We start from the raw sequence: 16462 nt of genomic DNA, 5'->3' as shown, positions 1-16462 counted from the left end.
TGCATCCGCACCGGCGCGTCCCGGCAATGCCACGTGCGGACAACGGATGTTACAGCAAAAAGGCTGAATCGGTTGACGCGCCCCGGCGTGTTCGGTAAGCGCGCCCCCTTCTAGGGGTTCGCCACGGGCCCCACCGGACATTCAGGAATTTACGATGTCGCGTATTTGCGAACTGACCGGCAAGGGCCGGATGGTGGGTAACAACGTTTCCCACGCCAACAACAAGACCAAGCGCACGTTCCTGCCGAACCTGCAGAACGTCACGCTCATGTCGGACGCGCTGGGCACCAGCGTGAAGCTTCGTGTCTCGGCACACGGCCTGCGTTCGGTCGAGCACGTCGGTGGTCTCGACAACTGGCTGGTTAAGACGACCAACGACAAGCTGTCGCTGCGCTGCCGTCGCCTCAAGCGCGACGTCTCCAAGAAGCTTGTCGCTGCACAGGCTCCTGCGGCGTAAGCCTCAGTTCCGGTCGCCTTGTGCGACCGGATCCAGTCTGAACTTCAGCAGCAGGCTGCGCTGCACCGGCAACTGGTTATCGTCCGAGACGAGCCAGATGACGGTGGCGCGGCCTTCTTGCGTTGCGGTCACACCCTCGAAATTGTCGTGGATCAGCGGTGCCTCCAGCGTCGCGATCTCGCGTCCGCGGACCTGTGCGCCCGGTTTGACCTCGGCGGGGTCGACGATCGTCAGCACGTTCGAGAAGCGGAACCATGCAAAGCGTCGGTTGAGAATCAGCCAGCGCCCGTCGGGCAGCAACGTCATGTCGCTCGGGCTGCTGTTCACAGGCGGGATATAGTCGAAGCGGAAGCCGCGCCGCGGGTCGACCGTCGGGTCGCCCGCGAAGACGATCCCTGCCCGCCCCTTGTGCCCGCGCCACGGCTTGACCTCGCCGATCGTCACCATCCCGCCCCGGGGAAGCAGCATCATCGCTTCCGGCCCCATGTTGACGGGCCACCCCTGCATCGCAGGCGGCGCGACGTGCGCCTCGGCACGGGCAAAGCTCGGATCGTAGCGCCAGAACGCATTGTAATTCTCGAACCCGACCCAGATCGCGCCGGTATTGGGGTCGACGCTCATCGATTCACTGTCGCGGTCGCGCTTTTCCCATCCGGTACTGGGGCCGTCGGGGAGTTCGGCGAAGCTCTGGTCGTGGACCTGCCACTGCGAATCGAGCCTGAAGCGGACGATGTCGCCGCTGTCGCTGAGCAGCGTGAAGCGATCCCCCACCAGCGTCAGCGCCGAAAATCCCCCGAATTGCGGATCGCGGCTCTTGAGCCGGACCCCGCCCAAATAGACGAGATCACCGACTCGCCGCCGTTGCGGGTCCCGCGGGTCGAGCGCCACGGGTTCGACCGTGAAGCTCGGATCAGGTCCGAGCAGCGGGATACGCGCTGGTCCGCTCCATTCGGGGACGAACAGCAGGAAGAGCAAGGTACAGATCATCAATCGCACCGATAGCCCCTGCGGGAGGGTCCCGCACGACGCAACCGGCTTTCGCGCATGAACGGTTGCTAACAACCGCATTCAGGCTCGTATCAGCGCGACTCGGTCATAACCGCAGCATCGGAACACACCACGCCGACAAGGGAGACGACGATGTTCAAGAAGCTCATGCTCGCCACGACGACGATCGCAATCGCCGTCTCCGGCCTTGCAGCCACCCCCGCCAGCGCGCAGCGTTATTATGATCGCGGTGGCGATGGCTACGCCTATGACCGCGCGTACAGCGACGGGTATAATCGCGACGATGGCTACCGCGGTGGCTACCGCGACGACCGGCGCGGCTATCGCGATGACCGGCGCGGCTATTACGACAATGGCTACAATGACCGGCGTTATTACAACACGTCGCGCAACCGCTGCCGTAGCGGCGACAGTGGCACGATCATCGGCGCGATCGCGGGTGGCTTGCTCGGCAACGTCGTTGCCGGACGCGGCGACCGGACGCTGGGCACGGTGCTCGGTGCGGGCGGCGGTGCACTGGCAGGACGCGCGATCGATCGCGACGGACGTCCAGGCTATTGCCGCTGATCCGCTGACGGTTTCACCAGTTTCCCCCGTGTAGCGTATCGGGGGATACGGGGCCGGCTCTGCCCTAGAGGGGCCGGCCCCGGACTTCTTTGATTTCCCTACTTGCTGCCCCCTCGTGCTGCGGCCGCCTGCTGTCTCCACTTCCTGCGCTTCCCCGGCGAAGGCCGGGGCCCAGTAGCGGGCCGGTCATAAGTGGGCGTTGCGCCCCGATACCATCGACCTTCGCTACTGGGCCCCGGCCTTCGCCGGGGAAGTGCGAAAGGAGTAGCGGCGCTATCGCCGATCCCCCCGCACCTTCGTTGCGCCGGAGCGTGAGCACCTCGACCCCGGTGGCGGTCACCGCGACGGAATGTTCGCATTGCGCGGACAGTTACCGGTCGCGGCAACCGTGCGCTTCCCCGGCGAAGGCCGGGGCCCAGTAGCGGGCCGGTCATCAGCAGGCGTTGCGCCCGGATAACATCGACCTTCGCTACTGGGCCCCGGCCTTCGCCGGGGAAGCGCAGACAGAAGGGAAGGCGCTAGCGCCGAACCCCCGCACCCTCGTCCCGCCGCAGCGTCAGCACCTCGACCCCGGTAGCCGTCACCGCAACGGTATGTTCGCTTTGCGCGGACAATTTGCCGTCGTCGGTCACGACAGTTCACCCGTCCTCCTCGGTCGAGACCTTGCGCGTCCCCTGGTTGAGCATCGGCTCGATCGTGAAGGTCATCCCCTCGCGCAACACCATGCCAGTGCCCGCGCGCCCGAAATGGAGGACGGTCGGCTCCTCGTGCATTTCGCGCCCGATCCCGTGGCCCGCATAATCGCGCACCACCGCATAGCCGTGCTTCTTGGCATGCCGCTCGATCGCAAAGCCGATATCGCCGAGCCGTGCGCCGGGGCGGACCGCGCCGATCCCCTTCCACATCGCCTCCTGCGTCACGCGCACCAGCCTCCGCGCGGCGGGGGATGCGGTTCCGACGATGTAGGTCTTGCTCGAATCCGCAATGAAGCCGTTCTTCTCGAGCGTAATGTCGAGATTGACGATGTCGCCGTCCGCGATGATGTCCTCAGCGCTCGGCACGCCGTGGCAGACGACATGGTTGATCGAGCTGTTGAGCACGTACTGGAAGCCATATTGCCCCTTGCTCGCGGGGCGCGCGGCGAGGTCGACGGTGATGAACCGCTCGACCAGATCGTTGACCTGCAACGTCGACAGGCCCGCGAGGTCCTGCGTGTCGAGCATTTCGAACACCGCCGCGAGCAATGTGCCCGACTGGCGCATCAGGGCGATTTCGTCCGAAGTCTTCACCATCTCAGGCGGACGCGTCGGCGGGGAAATGCACCTTGGCCGATGCAAGCTGCGCGGCGACGATGTCGTTGAACGAGAGCGTCGGATGCGCTTCCGCAAGCATCCCGATCTTCATCCAGAACTCGGCCTGCGCGTTGATCGAGCGGCACATCACCGTGCTCGCGCGGCGCGCCTCCTCGTGGAGCACGTCGTCGATCTTCACGATACCCATATGTGCGCTCCAGCCGCCCTGACCATATGGTTCGTATATGTTTCGTATAGCGACGCGTCAACGCGGACCGTTCCACGGGCCGCCGCGAACCATCACGCCATTCGCTCGTGCCGCGCCAGTTCGACCCGGACACGCAGTTCGACATCGCGTGCAATTTCGGCGGCTTGCGGATCATCCGGCGGCACGAACTGCTCCACCCAGTCGCTGAGTTCGGCGAGCACCGCGGGCGTAACCGGCCCGGTCGCGGATACCGCGTGCAACCGCTCGAGCAGGCCCAGCCCGCGGTCGACCTCCGCCACCGCGCGACGCCGCCGCTCGCGCGGGGGTTCGGTCGCGGCGAGCGCGACGAGCATCTGGACCGACGTCGCCGCCTGCAACGGGCGCGGCGGCGGGGGCAGCTCGGTCGCGGGCGCGGCGACGTCGCTCGCGCGAAACGCCCCGGTCGCGCGCGGCAGCGCCGCGAGCAACGCCTGTACCGGCAGGGATACGCCTTCGACTCGCAAAACCTCGCCTCCGCGGCGAACCGACGTCGCCTTCCCTTTCTATAAGAGAAGCGAACGGCCTTCGGTGGCCGGGGGGAAGGGAAATATGCGCATCGTCGCAAAGCTTCATGCAATCCTGTCGCCAGCGCTGTGCGCTGTGGTCGCACTGGCGATGGCGACCCCGGCGTGGGGCAGCGGCCGGATCAAGGACGTGGTCGACGTCGAGAACGTCCGCCCCAACCAGCTGGTCGGCTACGGCATCGTCGTCGGGCTCGCGGGCACCGGCGACCGTACCCGCAACGCGCCCTTCACCGAGGAATCGCTCCAGGCGATGCTCGAGCGGATGGGGGTCAACGTCCGCGGCTCCCCGCTCAAGACGCAGAACGTCGCCGCGGTCTCGATCACCGCGACGATGCCCCCGTTCGCGCGCGCTGGCTCGCGGATCGACGTCACCGTCTCCGCGATCGGCGATGCGACCAGCCTGCAGGGCGGCACGCTGATCGTCTCCTCGCTGCGCGCGCTCGACGGCGAGATCTATGCGGTCGCGCAGGGGCCGCTCGCGGTCTCCGGCTTCAAGGCGCAGGGGGCCGGCGCAAGCGTCAGCCGCGGCGTCGCCACCTCCGCGCGGATCGCGGACGGCGCGATCATCGAGCGCGAAGTGCCCTATGCGCTGCGCTCCGCGACGACGCTCAAGCTCGCGCTCAAGAACCCCGACTTCACCACCGCCAACACGATCGCGGCGGCGGTCAACGGCCGGTTCGCGGGCACCGCCACGGTGCTCGACCCCGCCACGGTCGAGCTCCATTCGGGCAGCGGCTTCGGCGGATCGATGGTCGACCTAATCGGCGCGATCGAGAATCTGCCGGTCAAGGTCGATCAGCCTGCGCGCGTCGTCATCAACGAGGCCTCGGGCACGGTGGTGATGGGCGCGGACGTGCGGATCAGCCCGGTCGCGATCGCGCAAGGCGGCCTGACGATCAGCGTCACCGAAAGCCCGGTCGTGTCGCAGCCAGCGCCCTTGTCGAACGGCCAGACGACGACCGTCCCGCGCACCGCGATCACCGTCAACGACGGCAACAACGCCTCGCTCGGGCTGGTCGGCGGCGAGCCGACGCTCGCCGCATTGGTCAGCGGGCTCAACACGCTCGGCGTCAGCCCGCGCGACCTGATCACGATCCTCCAGGCGGTAAAGAGCGCAGGCGCGCTCCAGGCCGATATCCAGGTGCAATGATGGACCCGATCCCTCCCGCCCGAGCTACGCCCCTCCCGACGATCACCCCGAAGGACCGCGCCACCGCGCAGTCGTTCGAGGCGGTGTTCCTTGGTCAGATGACGCAGCTGATGATGGAAAGCGTCGACACCGGGACCTTCTCCGGCGGCCACGGCGAGGAAGTGTTCCGCGGCGTGCTCGCGGAAAAGCTCGGTACCGCGATGGCGGCGCGCGGCGGACTCGGCCTCGCGCCCGCGGTGCTCGACCAGATCCTCCGGCTCAAGCAAGGAACCCCCGATGCGCAATGACCTGCTCGACCTCGTCCAGTCACTGCTGTCGCTGATCGAGGAGGAAAGCGCGCTGCTCGGCCAGCCCGGCGGCCATCGTCGGATCGGCGAACTGGCGACCGCCAAGGGTCGCGTCGTGGCGCAGCTCGAGACACGGCTGGCGCAATATGCGCGCGAGATGCCCGGATGGCAGGATCGGCTCGATCCCGCCGACCGCGCGGCGCTGGCGACGGCATCCGAAGCGTTGATGGAAGCGGCCCGCGCCAATGCCGCGGTGCTTGCGCGACAGATTTCGCTGTCGGACGAACTCCTCGCGGCGATCGCGCAGGAAGCACAACGCAAGACCGGCGCGACCGCCACCGCTTATGGCGCTGGTGGCCTGTTGTGGAGCACCGAACAAGCAGCACCGATCGCGATCAACGCGAGTTTGTAAGAAGCCCCACCCCGTTCGCCCTGAACGACGTCGAAGGGCCCGCGGTGTGCCGGGGGCTTCGACTGCGCTCAGCCCGAACGGGTGGAGCCTTCATCCGCCATGCTTGCCCAGCGCGGTCTGGAGCAGCGCCTGCTGCTTGCGGTAGATGTTGGTGACCGCGGCGAAATCGGCCTGGATCTGGCCCATCTTGAGCAATTGATCTTCTAGCGTCACGGTGTTGCCGTCGGGCTTGGTCTCGAACGTGTCGGGGTCCGTGACGACGCCGGGATTGACCCCAGTGCGAGCGCCCAAAGCGACCATCCCCGCGGTCGCAGCCACGCGCGGCGCGGTGATCCGCGTGGTGCCGGCGGATCCGAGCACATCGGCGAAATCGGGCGCGGTCACGTCCTGTGCCTTGAACCCCGGGGTCTCGCTATTGGCGATGTTCTGCGCCACGACGCGCTGGCGTTGGCTGAGGAAATGCATCTGCCGTGCGGCACCTGCCATCAGGTCTGTCATGTCCTGCGTTTCCATCCCCGTCGATTGCTGGGCCGCGTGCCCGAATGGCCGTGCCGCGCCTCTATAATAGACGGGTCGCGCGCCTCCCGGCCGCGTTAACGATGTCGCTGGAGCAGCCCCGCCATGCTGATGGCCCCCGTCGCCGAACCCGTCGAACTCAAGCGTTTCTCGCAACGCGAGCGCGCCGCCGCGCTGATGCTCGCGCTCGGGCAGGATTATGGCGCACCGATCTGGGAGCAACTGTCGGTCGAGGAAATGAAGGAATTATCTGCCGCCATGTCGCAGCTGGGCCGCGTGCCGGCGGCGGTGGTCGAGCATCTGCTGCTGCAATTCACCACCGAAATCTCAAGCCTTGCCTCGTGCCACGGCTCGTTCGAGACGACCGAGCGGCTGCTCGCGGGGATGATGCCGCCGGAAAAGGTCCGCGACATCATGGAGGACATCCGCGGCCCCTCCGGCAGGACGATGTGGGACAAACTGTCGAACGTCAGCGAAGGCGTGCTCGCAAGCTATCTCAAGAACGAATATCCGCAAACGATCGCGGTGATCCTGTCCAAGCTCAAGTCGGACCATGCCGCGCGCGTGCTCGCCGCACTGCCGCGCGATCTGGCGGTCGACGTGGTCCAGCGGATGCTGCGGATGGACACGGTGCAGAAGGAAGTGCTGGCGCAGGTCGAGGCGACGCTCAAGAACGAGTTCATGGCCAATTTCGCGCGGTCGCAACGGCGCGACCCGCATGAGGCGATGGCCGAGCTGTTCAACGCGATGGATCGCTCGACCGAGGAAGCGATGCTCGAGGCGCTCGACGCCAAGGCGCCCGAATCGGCGGAGCGGATCCGCGCGCTGATGTTCACCTTCGAGGACCTCGCCAATCTGCTCCCCGCCGCGATCGCGGTGATCGTCCGCCAGGCCGACAAGCGGCAGATGGCGCTCGCGCTCAAGGGTGCGCCGGAGGTGATCAAGCAGCTGTTCTTCTCGACCATGACCGAACGCTCGGCCAAGCTACTGCGCGAGGACATGGCCGGCATGGGCCCGATCCGCGCGCGCGACTGCGAAGAGGCGCAGAACGCGCTCGTCCGGCTCGCCAAATCGCTCGCCGAACAGGGGGAGATCGTGCTGGTCGACCCCAAGAGCGACGATACGATGATCCTGTGAGCGAGAGGTAGAATCGATGGACCTGTCGTTCCAGGCGCGCCCGTTCGCGTTCGACCGCATCTTCACCGCGCCCCCCGCGCCACGGCCAGGTTGCGCCCCCGAACGCGATGCGACGTCGCTCGCGATCGAGGTCGAGCTGCTACAAGGCGAGCTGGCGCGGCAGGCGGAGGCGCATCGGGCGGAACTCGTGCGCGCGCGCGCCGACGGGTTCGAGGCGGGGCTGGTCCATGCGCGCGCGGACCGCGAAACCGCGTTGCTCGCGGCGATCGATGCGCTCCACGACGGGGTCGAGGCGATCACCGAAACGGTCGATGAGACCCGCGCGCAGCTGGTGCAGGACGCCGCCGCGCTTGCGCGTTCCGCGGCCACGCATCTGGCCGCGCATACGCTCGCGCTCGATCCGGCCGCGCCGATCGACGCCGCCATCGGACGCGCGCTCGCGCAAGTGGCACGCGGGACCGAACTCGTCGTTCGGGTTCATCCCGATTTGCTTCCGGCAATCGAGCACCGCATCGCGAGCCGCCAGGCGCAGGATCGCCGAAAGCTGCGGCTGCATGTCGAAGCCGATCCGATGCTTGCGATCGGCGACGCGCGGATCGACTGGGACGAGGGCGGATCCTGCCTCGATCATGCAGCGCGCGAAGCCGTGGTCAGCAACGAATTCGCAACTTTATTGGCGCATTCATCGAGCTGTTCATAAGGGTTTGCAGGTCCATGAAAGGTGTCATCTTCAACCTCCTGGAGGATGCCGTCGCGATCGAGCACGGGCCGGACACATGGACCGACCTGATCGACGCGGCAGGAATCGACGGCGCGTTCACTTCACTTGGCAGCTACCCTGACGAGACACTGCTCGCCCTGGTCGACACGGCAGCCGTGGCGACCAATGCGACGCCCGCCGACGTGCTGCGCTGGTTCGGCACCGCCGCGATCCCGCTGCTGGCCGAGCGCTACGGCGTGTTCTTCGAGGGGCATCCCGGCGCGCGCAGCTTTATCCTCAGCGTCAACGAGATCATTCACCCCGAAGTCCGCAAACTCTATTCGGGCGCGGGCTGCCCGCATTTCCAGTTCAGCACCGCGCCAGAGGGTGATCTGATCATCGGCTATCAGTCCCCAAGGCGGCTGTGCGCGCTGGCGGAGGGCTTTATCCAGGGGGCTGCAACCTATTATGGGGAACGGGTGACGATCTCGCATCTTGCCTGCATGCTCGACGACAGCCCCCTGTGCCGCATCCGGGTGCGGTGGGACGGATGATACACGCCCTGGTGGCGGAACCACCATCGGTCGAGACGCGCCTCGCGCGCGCCGAACGCGCCGCACACCGCGAGCGCACCGCTCGGCTCGAAGCCGAACGGATCGCGGAGCATGGCCTGCGCACGCTGTACGACAGCAAGCAGCGGCTGCAATTGCTCCAGCACATCACCGGCGTCGCAAACCGTGCACGCACGATCCCCGAGGCGTTGGCGGCGGCGCTGGAGGCGATCTGCGAGCGGATGAACTGGACGATCGGCAACGTCCTGATGGTGTCGGAAGACCGCAGCTACGTCGAGGGCTGCGACATCTGGCGGGCGACCGACGCAAGCGGCGTCATGGCCTTCATCGAGGCGTCCCGCCGGGCGCGCTTCACGACCGGCGAGGGGCTGCCGGGTCGCGTCCTTGCAAAAGGCCGGTCGGAATGGATCGCCGATCTCGGTAACTCATCGATGTTCGTCCGCGCGGCGGAAGCGCTGCACTGCGACCTGGGGACAGGATGTGCGTTCCCCGTGCTGGCGGGGGATGAGGTCGTCGCCATCCTCGAATTCTACATGCGGCAAACGGTTACCGAGGATCCCGAGATCGTCGAGATCCTCGAACAGGCGGGCGTGCAACTGGGCCGTGTGTTTGAACGCGACCGTGCGCAACGCGCGCTGATCCACGATGCGCTCCACGATCCGCTGACCGGCCTGCCGAACCGTGCGCTGTTCAACGACCGGTTGCAGGAAAGCTTTGAGCGCCTCGCCCCCGCGCGCCGTCATGCGCTTGCGGTGCTGGTGCTCGATCTCGACGGGTTCAAGCTCGTCAACGATACGCTCGGTCATCATGCCGGAGACCGCGTCCTGATCCGCGTCGCGCGGGCGTTGCGCGACGCGCTGGCGCGGCTGGAAACGGCAGGGGGGTGTGGCCTTGGTGGCGTGCGCTTCTCCTCGGCGCGCATGGGGGGCGATGAATTCACGATCCTCGTCGAGGACCTCGCCGGCGAGGATCTCGCCACGCGCGGCGTGATCGACATGATCGCCACTGCGCTTCACCGCGCGCTCGACGAAAACCTCGGCTCGACCAGCGAATCCGCGCACGTCGGCGCGTCGATCGGCTATGCGATCGGCTCCGCCGCACACGTCAACGTCGACCAGTTGCTGCGGGACGCGGATCTCGCGATGTACGAGGCGAAGGCGGGCGGGCGTGGCCGGACCGTCGGATTCACCGACGCGCTCGGCGAAACGCTGCGGGATCGGGCGCGGCTGACCAACGAATTGCGCGACGCGATCCAACGCGAAGAGTTCGAACTCGATTACCAGCCGATCGTGACGCTCGATGCAACCGAGGCCGTTCGCGGGTTCGAAGCCTTGATTCGCTGGAACCATCCGCTTCGGGGTCGACTGCTACCAGCCGACTTCATCGACGTTGCGGAGAGCAGCGGACTGATCCTGTTCCTTGGCGATTGGGTGCTGCGCGAAGCATGCGCCACCGCCGCCAGCTGGCCAGCGACCGGTGGGCAAGCCCCGTTCATCAGCATCAACATCGCCGCCCGCCAGTTCGCGCAACCGGGGTTTGCGGCGCGAGTCCGCCAGATCGTCCTGGAAACGGGGGTCGAACCGACGCGGATCCGGCTGGAACTGACCGAAAGCACCGCGATCGTCGATATCGAGCATACGTGCGCGGTGATCCAGGAGATCCGCAAATGGGGCGTACAAACCAGCCTCGATGATTTCGGCACGGGCTTCTCGTCGCTGTCGTCGCTGCACCGGCTGCCGTTCGACGTGCTCAAGATCGATCGCAGCTTCGTCATGGCGATGGACGGCCAGGGCAAGGGGGACGGCATCGTCCGCGCGATCGTCGCGCTGGCGCGGACGATCGGGATGACGATCGTCGCGGAAGGGATCGAGACCCCGGCACAGGCGCAGTTGCTGATCGAACTGGGATGCGAGCTCGGCCAGGGTTATCATTTCGGCCGCCCCGCCCTCGCCAGCCACGCCGCGGCGCTGCTCGAACGCTGATCGCCCAGCCGGGCCCGACCCGGCAAGTTTTTCCCCCCGGCAAGACCTGCCGCCCTGCATCCTGCCTATAATTTGCCAAAGCGGGGCCACTGCCTCGTAAAGCAACGGGGTCGGGGTTGGAGCAGGTCCGCAATCTGATGGCCCAATTGGGGCCCAAACGCCTGATCATCATGGGCGTGGTCGCCGCGGCACTGCTCGCGGTGCTGGGCGCGGTCGCCCTGCGGGGCGAGGATCGCACGATGGCGTTCCTGTACACCGACCTCGACCCGTCCGCCGCCGCCGCGATCGGCGAGAAGCTGCGCGCGCAAAACATTCCGTTCCAATTGTCCGCCGACGGCAGCGCGGTGATGGCACCACAGGACAAGGTCGCGGCACTCCGCATGACGCTCGCCGGGGACCGGCTGGGCGGCAAGATCGGCTATGACGTGCTGGATGCCGAACAGCCGTTCGGCGTGTCCGCGTCGCGCGCCAAGATGGACGAGACCCGCGCGATCGAGGGCGAACTCGCGCGATCGATCCAGAGCATCGACGCAGTGACGCATGCGCGAGTCCATCTCGTCATGCCCGAGCGCCAGATGTTCGCCGCCGAGGCGCGGCGCGCGTCCGCTGCGGTCACGGTCAAGACGCGCGGTCGCCTGCCCGGCGAGACGATCCAGTCGATCCGCTATCTGGTCGCGTCCGCGGTTCCCGAACTGTCCCCCGAAGCGGTGTCGATCGTCGATCAGACCGGCGCGCTGCTCGCGCGGGCGGGCGAGGCGAACGCGGGGAGCGGCGCGGATGCCGACACTCGCCAAGCGCAGGTCGAGGCGAAACTGCGCGACCAGATCATCGCCTTGCTCGAGCCGATCGTCGGCCAGGGCAAGGTGCGCGCCGAAGTGTCGGCGCAGATCGAGCGCGACCAGACGCGCGAAGATTCGACCGTGTTCGATCCCGACAAGCAAGTCATCGCGCATCAGGTGACGGTCGACAGCGACAACCAGGATCGCGAGCTGCAGGGCACCGGCGCGGCGAGCGTCGCGACGCAGCTGCCCGAAGCGCAGGGGCAACCTCCGGCGACTGGCGGCAGCGACACGCGCCAGACCGCGCGCAAGGAAACATCCGAGGACACGACCTATTCGAACAGCGCGACGCACAGCGTGGTCGTCCGCGCGCCCGGCAAGGTCAACCGACTGTCGGTGGCGGTGATGGTCGACGGCGGGGCGAAGGGACTGCCCGCGCCGCAGATCCAGCGGCTGACCCGGCTGGTCGAAAATACGGTCGGGCTGGACGCGCAACGTGGCGACAGCGTGGTCATCGAAAGCATGGCGTTCGCCGCGGACGATGCGCTGGCCGACGGCAAGAGCGCATGGTGGTCGGTGGTGACGTCGGATCAGGTGATCGGGCTGATCAAGCTGCTGGTGATCGCCGGGGTCGGGCTGATCGCGCTACGCATGATCCGCGCCCGCCGCGAGCCGGTTCCGGCGGAGGACCCCGAAGCCGCGCAAGCCGCGCTCGCGGACCAGCAAGCCGAGATGCTCGCGATCGCCGAACAGGCGGCGGGGGGCGATCCCGAGGCGCTGCGCCAGCTCGAAGCCTTGCAGGCGTCGCAAAGCGACCAGCCGTTGCTCGACCATGAAATTACCGTCGCGCAAGTCGATGGCCGCGTGAAGGCGTCGGTTCTCAAGAAGATCGGGGACAGCGTGGCGGCAAGCCCGCCCGAAGCCGCAGCGGTGCTCAGGCAGTGGATGAACGCATGATGGGGATGAACGCATGATGGAGCAGAGCATGTCCGACCAGCCCTTTCCCGAAGGCGATCCGGTGTCGCACGATCTCGCGATGCTGGGCGGCGGCGGGGACGATGCGATGGCGTCGGTCTTCCAGGAGCTCGACGATCTCCCCGCGAGCCCGCATCACGCCGGACCGACCGGGCTGGAGGCGGTGCACGAAGTTCCGGTCAAGGTTCAGGCGGTGCTGGGCCGCGCGCAGATGCCCGTCGGGGATCTGCTCGGCCTGTCGACGGGCATGGTGTTCGAACTCGACCGGCGTGTCGGCGAACCGGTCGACGTGTTCGTCAACGACCGGCTGGTCGCGCGCGGCGAGGTCGTGCTGGTCGATCATGCGCTGGGCGTGACGCTGACCGAAATCGTCCGGGCGGGGCGCTGAGCGGGTGGCGGGATCGATCGTCCGGATGCTGCTCGTCGGCCCCGCCGATGGCGCGTTTCACGTCGCCGCCGGAATGGCGCGCGACGCAGGCGCCGAAGTCGCGACCGCGACCACGGTCGAGGCGGCGCTTGCGTGCCTGCGCGAACAGGGCGCCGCGCTGGTGATGATCGACATCGCGACCGACGTCTGCGGGTTCCTTGCGGATCTTGCCGCTGAGCGGTTTGCGGTTCCCGTCATCGCGTGCGGGATCGATGCGTCGGCGGCGCGCGCGGTTGCGGCGATCCGCGCGGGCGCGCGGGATTATGTGCCCCTGCCCCCCGATCGCGAGCTGATCGCCGCGGCGATCCGCGAGATCGCCGCGCTTCCGGTCGGCCCGCTGATCGGCGAGCATCCCGCCTTCCGGCGCGCGCTCGACTTTGCCCGCGCGATGGGCGCGAGCCACGCCCCGATTTTGCTGACCGGCGAGCGCGGCACCGGCAAGGAACGTGTTGCACAGGCGATTCATCAGGCCGGGCGCGGCGGCGGGACGTTCGTGACGATCGAATGCGCCGGGGTCGCCCCCGACATTCTCGAATACGAACTGTTCGGCCATGACGGCACCGCCTTCCCCACCGCCCGCGCACAACGGCGTGGCGCGATGACGACCGCGCGCGGCGGCACGGTGTTCCTGCGCGATATCGAGGTTTTGCCCGCCGCCTTGCAGGCACGCCTGCTGAGCGCGATCGACGAGCCTGGTGCCCCGCGCATGATCGCAAGCGCGCGCCGCGCGCTGGACACGCTGGTCGATGCCGGGCGGTTCCGCGCGGACCTGCTCGCGCGCTTTGCGCTGGCGACGATCGTGCTGCCGCCGCTGCGCGCGCGCGGCGGCGATATCGTGTTGCTCGCGCGCAGTTTTGCGTCGAGCTTCGCGGCATCGGAAGGCCATGCCGATCCGCTGCTGGCGGACCAGACCTGTCGCTTGCTCGGCGGCTATGACTGGCCGGGCAATGTCGCCGAACTCCAGGACGTGATGCATCGCGCTGTATTGCTGAGCACCGGACCCGAGATTCTGCCTAACGCCCTGGTCTTGGCGGACGGTTCCTGCATCGCCGCAAGCGCCGCGAGCGGGAACGGCCCGGCCGAGATGGGCGCGCTGGTCGGCCGCACGGTCGAGGACGTCGAACGCGACCTGATCCTGCTGACGCTGGAACGGTGCCGCGGCAACCGCACATCGGCGTCGCAGATCCTCGGCATCTCGGTGCGGACGATGCGCAACAAGTTGAAAACCTTCGTCGAGGCGGGAATCGCCGTGACCCCGGCGCTGTAAGCGATGCCCGCGCTCAACCAGATGCTCGCGCGGATCGGCGCGAACCGCGACATGGCGCTCGCGATCGGCGTGGTCGCGATCATCGCGATGCTCATCCTGCCGATGCCCGCGTGGATGCTCGACCTCGGCCTTGCGCTGTCGATCACGCTGTCGGTGATGATCCTGATGACCGCGCTGTTCATCGAAAAGCCGCTGCAATTGTCCGCTTTCCCGACGATCCTGCTGATCGCGACGATGCTGCGACTGGGGCTCAACCTCGCGTCGACGCGGTTGATCCTCGCGCACGGCCATGAAGGCGCACAGGCGGCAGGCGGGGTGATCGGCGCGTTCGGCGAATTCCTGATCGGCGGGGAGACCGTGATCGGGCTCACCATCTTCGCGATCCTCGTCGTCATCAACTTCGTCGTCATCACCAAGGGTGCGGGGCGCATCGCCGAAGTCGCTGCGCGGTTCAGCCTGGATGCGATGCCGGGCAAGCAGATGGCGATCGACGCCGATCTGTCCGCCGGCATGATCACCGAACAACAGGCGCGCGACCGCCGTGCCGAGGTCGAGGCCGAAAGCGGCTTCTACGGCGCGATGGACGGTGCCTCCAAGTTCGTGAAGGGCGATGCGATCGCCGCGTTGCTGATCACCGCGATCAACGTGGTGGTCGGGCTGATCATCGGCGTCGCGATCCACGGTGTGCCGTTCGGCGAAGCCTTCCACACCTATACGCTGCTGACGATCGGCGACGGGCTGGTCAGCCAGATCCCCGCGCTGATCGTGTCGATGGCGGCGGGGCTGCTCGTCTCCAAGGGCGGGATCGCGGGCAAGACCGGTGCCGCGCTCGGCGAACAGCTCGGGCGCTATCCCAAGGCGTTCGGCATGGTGTCCGCGCTGATGGGCGCGCTCGCGCTGCTCCCGGGCTTGCCGTTCGTGCCGTTCGCATTGTTCTCCGGATTGGCGGGCTATGCCGCCTGGTCGCTGTCGCGCGCCGCCACCGTCAATGCCGCGCGCGCCGCCGCCGCCAGCGCGGCGGCCGAGGCGGCGGAGTCCGCGAGCGCCGAGGAACCGATCTCGCGCACGCTCGCGATCGACGCGGTGCGGATCGAGATCGGCTACGGCCTGCTCCCGATCATCAACGATGCCGCGCGCGAGCCGCGGCTCGACGATCAGGTCCGCGCGCTTCGGCGGCAGATGGCGACCGAGTTCGGCTTCGTGCTGCCCGCGGTGCGGATCATCGACAATCTCGCGCTCAAGCCCGACGAATATCTCGTCACGATCAAGGAAACCGAGGCTGCGCGCGGCGAGATCCGGCTCGACCGGCTGCTCGTCATCAATCCCGGCGGGGGCCAGGTCGGCATCCCGGGCGAAGCGACGCGCGAACCCGTCTTCAACCTGCCCGCCTTGTGGATCGACCGCGACTTGCGCGAGGAAGCGGGGTTCCGCGGACTGACCGTGGTCGATGCCGGCACGATCATCACCACGCACCTGACCGAACTCGTGAAGGGCAGCATCGCCGATCTGCTGAGTTACACCGAAGTGCAGAAGCTGCTCGGCGAAATCCATCCGGATTCGGCCAAGCTGGTCGCGGAGATCGTGCCGTCGCGGATCTCGGTCTCGGGGGTGCAACGCATCCTGCAGAATCTGCTGAGCGAAGGCGTGTCGATCCGCGACATCCCGACGATCCTCGAGGGCATCGCCGAGGCCGCGCCGATCACCGCCAATCTGACGCAGATGACCGAACACGTCCGTGCCCGCCTCGCGCGGCAGATTTCGGCGCAGCAGGCGATGGATGGCGCGATCCCGATCGTCACTTTGTCCCCCGACTGGGACATGGCCTTCGCCGAAAGCATCATCGGCCAGGGCGACGAGCGCCAGCTGGCGATGGCCCCCTCCGCACTCCAGGGGTTCATCGCCGCGGTGCGCGAGACGTTCGACCGGTTGGCGGGCGAGGGCGAGATCCCGTGCCTGCTCACCAACCCCTCGATCCGCCCGTTCGTCCGCTCGGTGATCGAGCGTGTCCGCCCGGCGACCGTGGTCCTGTCGCAGAACGAAATCCACGCGCGGGCGCGGGTGCGCGCGCTCGGGAGTATCGGCTGATTGAAGCGCGCCCGAAACGGCGCTGCCGCGTGGTAGAGAAGATCGATCACGTGAAGATATCGTCCCATCATTGCAACG

17 protein-coding genes and 1 pseudogene are annotated in these 16462 nt (G+C 67.4%); 13 read left to right on the top strand and 5 right to left on the bottom strand.

The window, feature by feature from the left end; all coding sequences use genetic code 11:
• Positions 1-154: 154 nt before the first annotated feature.
• Positions 155-457, top strand: coding sequence for a 50S ribosomal protein L28 (gene rpmB, locus ABIC17_RS03455; protein ID WP_131526490.1), 303 nt, complete (start codon positions 155-157; stop codon positions 455-457).
• 3 nt (positions 458-460) lie between these two features.
• Here rpmB and ABIC17_RS03450 read toward each other — a convergent pair whose 3' ends face one another.
• A complete protein-coding gene (locus ABIC17_RS03450; protein WP_354279472.1) occupies positions 461-1444 on the bottom strand; it encodes an esterase-like activity of phytase family protein in 984 nt (327 codons plus the stop codon).
• A 153-nt stretch (positions 1445-1597) separates the two neighbouring features.
• On the opposite strand from ABIC17_RS03450, the gene ABIC17_RS03445 reads away from it, so the two are divergent.
• On the top strand, positions 1598-2032 hold the full coding sequence (locus tag ABIC17_RS03445) for a glycine zipper 2TM domain-containing protein (RefSeq protein WP_354279238.1): 435 nt from the start codon (positions 1598-1600) through the stop codon (positions 2030-2032).
• Positions 2033-2550: 518 nt separating this feature from the next.
• On the opposite strand, the pseudogene map reads toward ABIC17_RS03445, so the two are convergent.
• The 3 genes and pseudogenes from map to ABIC17_RS03425 all read right to left on the bottom strand — a co-directional run bounded on the left by map (position 2551) and on the right by ABIC17_RS03425 (position 4035).
• Positions 2551-3324, bottom strand: a pseudogene (gene map, locus ABIC17_RS03435) (type I methionyl aminopeptidase).
• 1 nt (position 3325) lies between these two features.
• The gene (locus ABIC17_RS03430) at positions 3326-3532 is read right to left on the bottom strand and encodes a ParD-like family protein (RefSeq protein ID WP_354279237.1); all 207 of its coding nucleotides are present in this window, start codon (positions 3530-3532) and stop codon (positions 3326-3328) included.
• Positions 3533-3624: 92 nt separating this feature from the next.
• Complete coding sequence (locus ABIC17_RS03425; protein ID WP_354279236.1) at positions 3625-4035, bottom strand: flagellar assembly protein FliX; 411 nt, start codon at positions 4033-4035, stop codon at positions 3625-3627.
• Between the two features lie 85 nt (positions 4036-4120).
• Here ABIC17_RS03425 and ABIC17_RS03420 point away from each other — a divergent pair, with 85 nt between their 5' ends.
• From ABIC17_RS03420 to ABIC17_RS03410, 3 genes are read left to right on the top strand one after another with little or no spacing between them, the layout of a single operon-like run.
• Positions 4121-5245 carry a flagellar basal body P-ring protein FlgI gene (locus tag ABIC17_RS03420; RefSeq protein WP_354279235.1) on the top strand — a complete coding sequence of 375 codons (1125 nt, stop codon included), beginning with the start codon at positions 4121-4123 and terminating at the stop codon, positions 5243-5245.
• Complete coding sequence (locus tag ABIC17_RS03415; protein ID WP_502958398.1) at positions 5242-5532, top strand: rod-binding protein; 291 nt, start codon at positions 5242-5244, stop codon at positions 5530-5532. The genes ABIC17_RS03420 and ABIC17_RS03415 overlap by 4 nt, the downstream gene beginning before the upstream one ends.
• Positions 5522-5944 (top strand): hypothetical protein, encoded by a 423-nt coding sequence (locus tag ABIC17_RS03410; protein ID WP_354279233.1) that lies wholly within the window; start codon positions 5522-5524, stop codon positions 5942-5944. The genes ABIC17_RS03415 and ABIC17_RS03410 overlap by 11 nt, the downstream gene beginning before the upstream one ends.
• A gap of 90 nt (positions 5945-6034) precedes the next feature.
• Here the strand turns inward: ABIC17_RS03410 and ABIC17_RS03405 are convergent, their stop codons facing one another.
• Positions 6035-6442 carry a flagellar basal body protein gene (locus ABIC17_RS03405; protein ID WP_354279232.1) on the bottom strand — a complete coding sequence of 136 codons (408 nt, stop codon included), beginning with the start codon at positions 6440-6442 and terminating at the stop codon, positions 6035-6037.
• Between the two features lie 123 nt (positions 6443-6565).
• Between ABIC17_RS03405 and ABIC17_RS03400 the strand changes: the two genes are divergently transcribed.
• From ABIC17_RS03400 to flhA, 8 genes are all read left to right on the top strand, one after another.
• Positions 6566-7597 carry a flagellar motor switch protein FliG gene (locus ABIC17_RS03400; RefSeq protein ID WP_354279231.1) on the top strand — a complete coding sequence of 344 codons (1032 nt, stop codon included), beginning with the start codon at positions 6566-6568 and terminating at the stop codon, positions 7595-7597.
• 16 nt (positions 7598-7613) lie between these two features.
• Positions 7614-8297: a FliH/SctL family protein gene (locus ABIC17_RS03395; RefSeq protein ID WP_354279230.1), complete on the top strand. Its 684-nt coding sequence runs from the start codon at positions 7614-7616 to the stop codon at positions 8295-8297.
• 14 nt (positions 8298-8311) lie between these two features.
• Positions 8312-8851, top strand: coding sequence for a heme NO-binding domain-containing protein (locus tag ABIC17_RS03390; protein ID WP_354279229.1), 540 nt, complete (start codon positions 8312-8314; stop codon positions 8849-8851).
• Positions 8848-10851 carry a putative bifunctional diguanylate cyclase/phosphodiesterase gene (locus ABIC17_RS03385; RefSeq protein ID WP_354279228.1) on the top strand — a complete coding sequence of 668 codons (2004 nt, stop codon included), beginning with the start codon at positions 8848-8850 and terminating at the stop codon, positions 10849-10851. Before ABIC17_RS03390 ends, ABIC17_RS03385 begins: the two co-directional genes overlap by 4 nt.
• 137 nt (positions 10852-10988) lie before the next feature.
• Positions 10989-12587, top strand: a complete 1599-nt coding sequence (fliF, locus tag ABIC17_RS03380) for a flagellar basal-body MS-ring/collar protein FliF (protein WP_354279227.1) — start codon at positions 10989-10991, stop codon at positions 12585-12587.
• 106 nt (positions 12588-12693) lie between these two features.
• Complete coding sequence (gene fliN, locus ABIC17_RS03375) at positions 12694-12993, top strand: flagellar motor switch protein FliN (protein WP_492726138.1); 300 nt, start codon at positions 12694-12696, stop codon at positions 12991-12993.
• A gap of 4 nt (positions 12994-12997) precedes the next feature.
• Positions 12998-14299, top strand: coding sequence for a sigma-54-dependent transcriptional regulator (locus tag ABIC17_RS03370; RefSeq protein ID WP_354279225.1), 1302 nt, complete (start codon positions 12998-13000; stop codon positions 14297-14299).
• 3 nt (positions 14300-14302) lie between these two features.
• The gene (gene flhA / locus ABIC17_RS03365) at positions 14303-16384 is read left to right on the top strand and encodes a flagellar biosynthesis protein FlhA (RefSeq protein ID WP_354279224.1); all 2082 of its coding nucleotides are present in this window, start codon (positions 14303-14305) and stop codon (positions 16382-16384) included.
• Positions 16385-16462: the final 78 nt, after the last annotated feature.

It is taken from the genome of Sphingomonas sp. PvP056, from assembly GCF_040549155.1.
Lineage (GTDB): Bacteria > Pseudomonadota > Alphaproteobacteria > Sphingomonadales > Sphingomonadaceae > Sphingomonas.
Note: the sequence above shows the minus strand (reverse complement) of the source record. Positions and strands in the feature narration are given on the sequence as shown.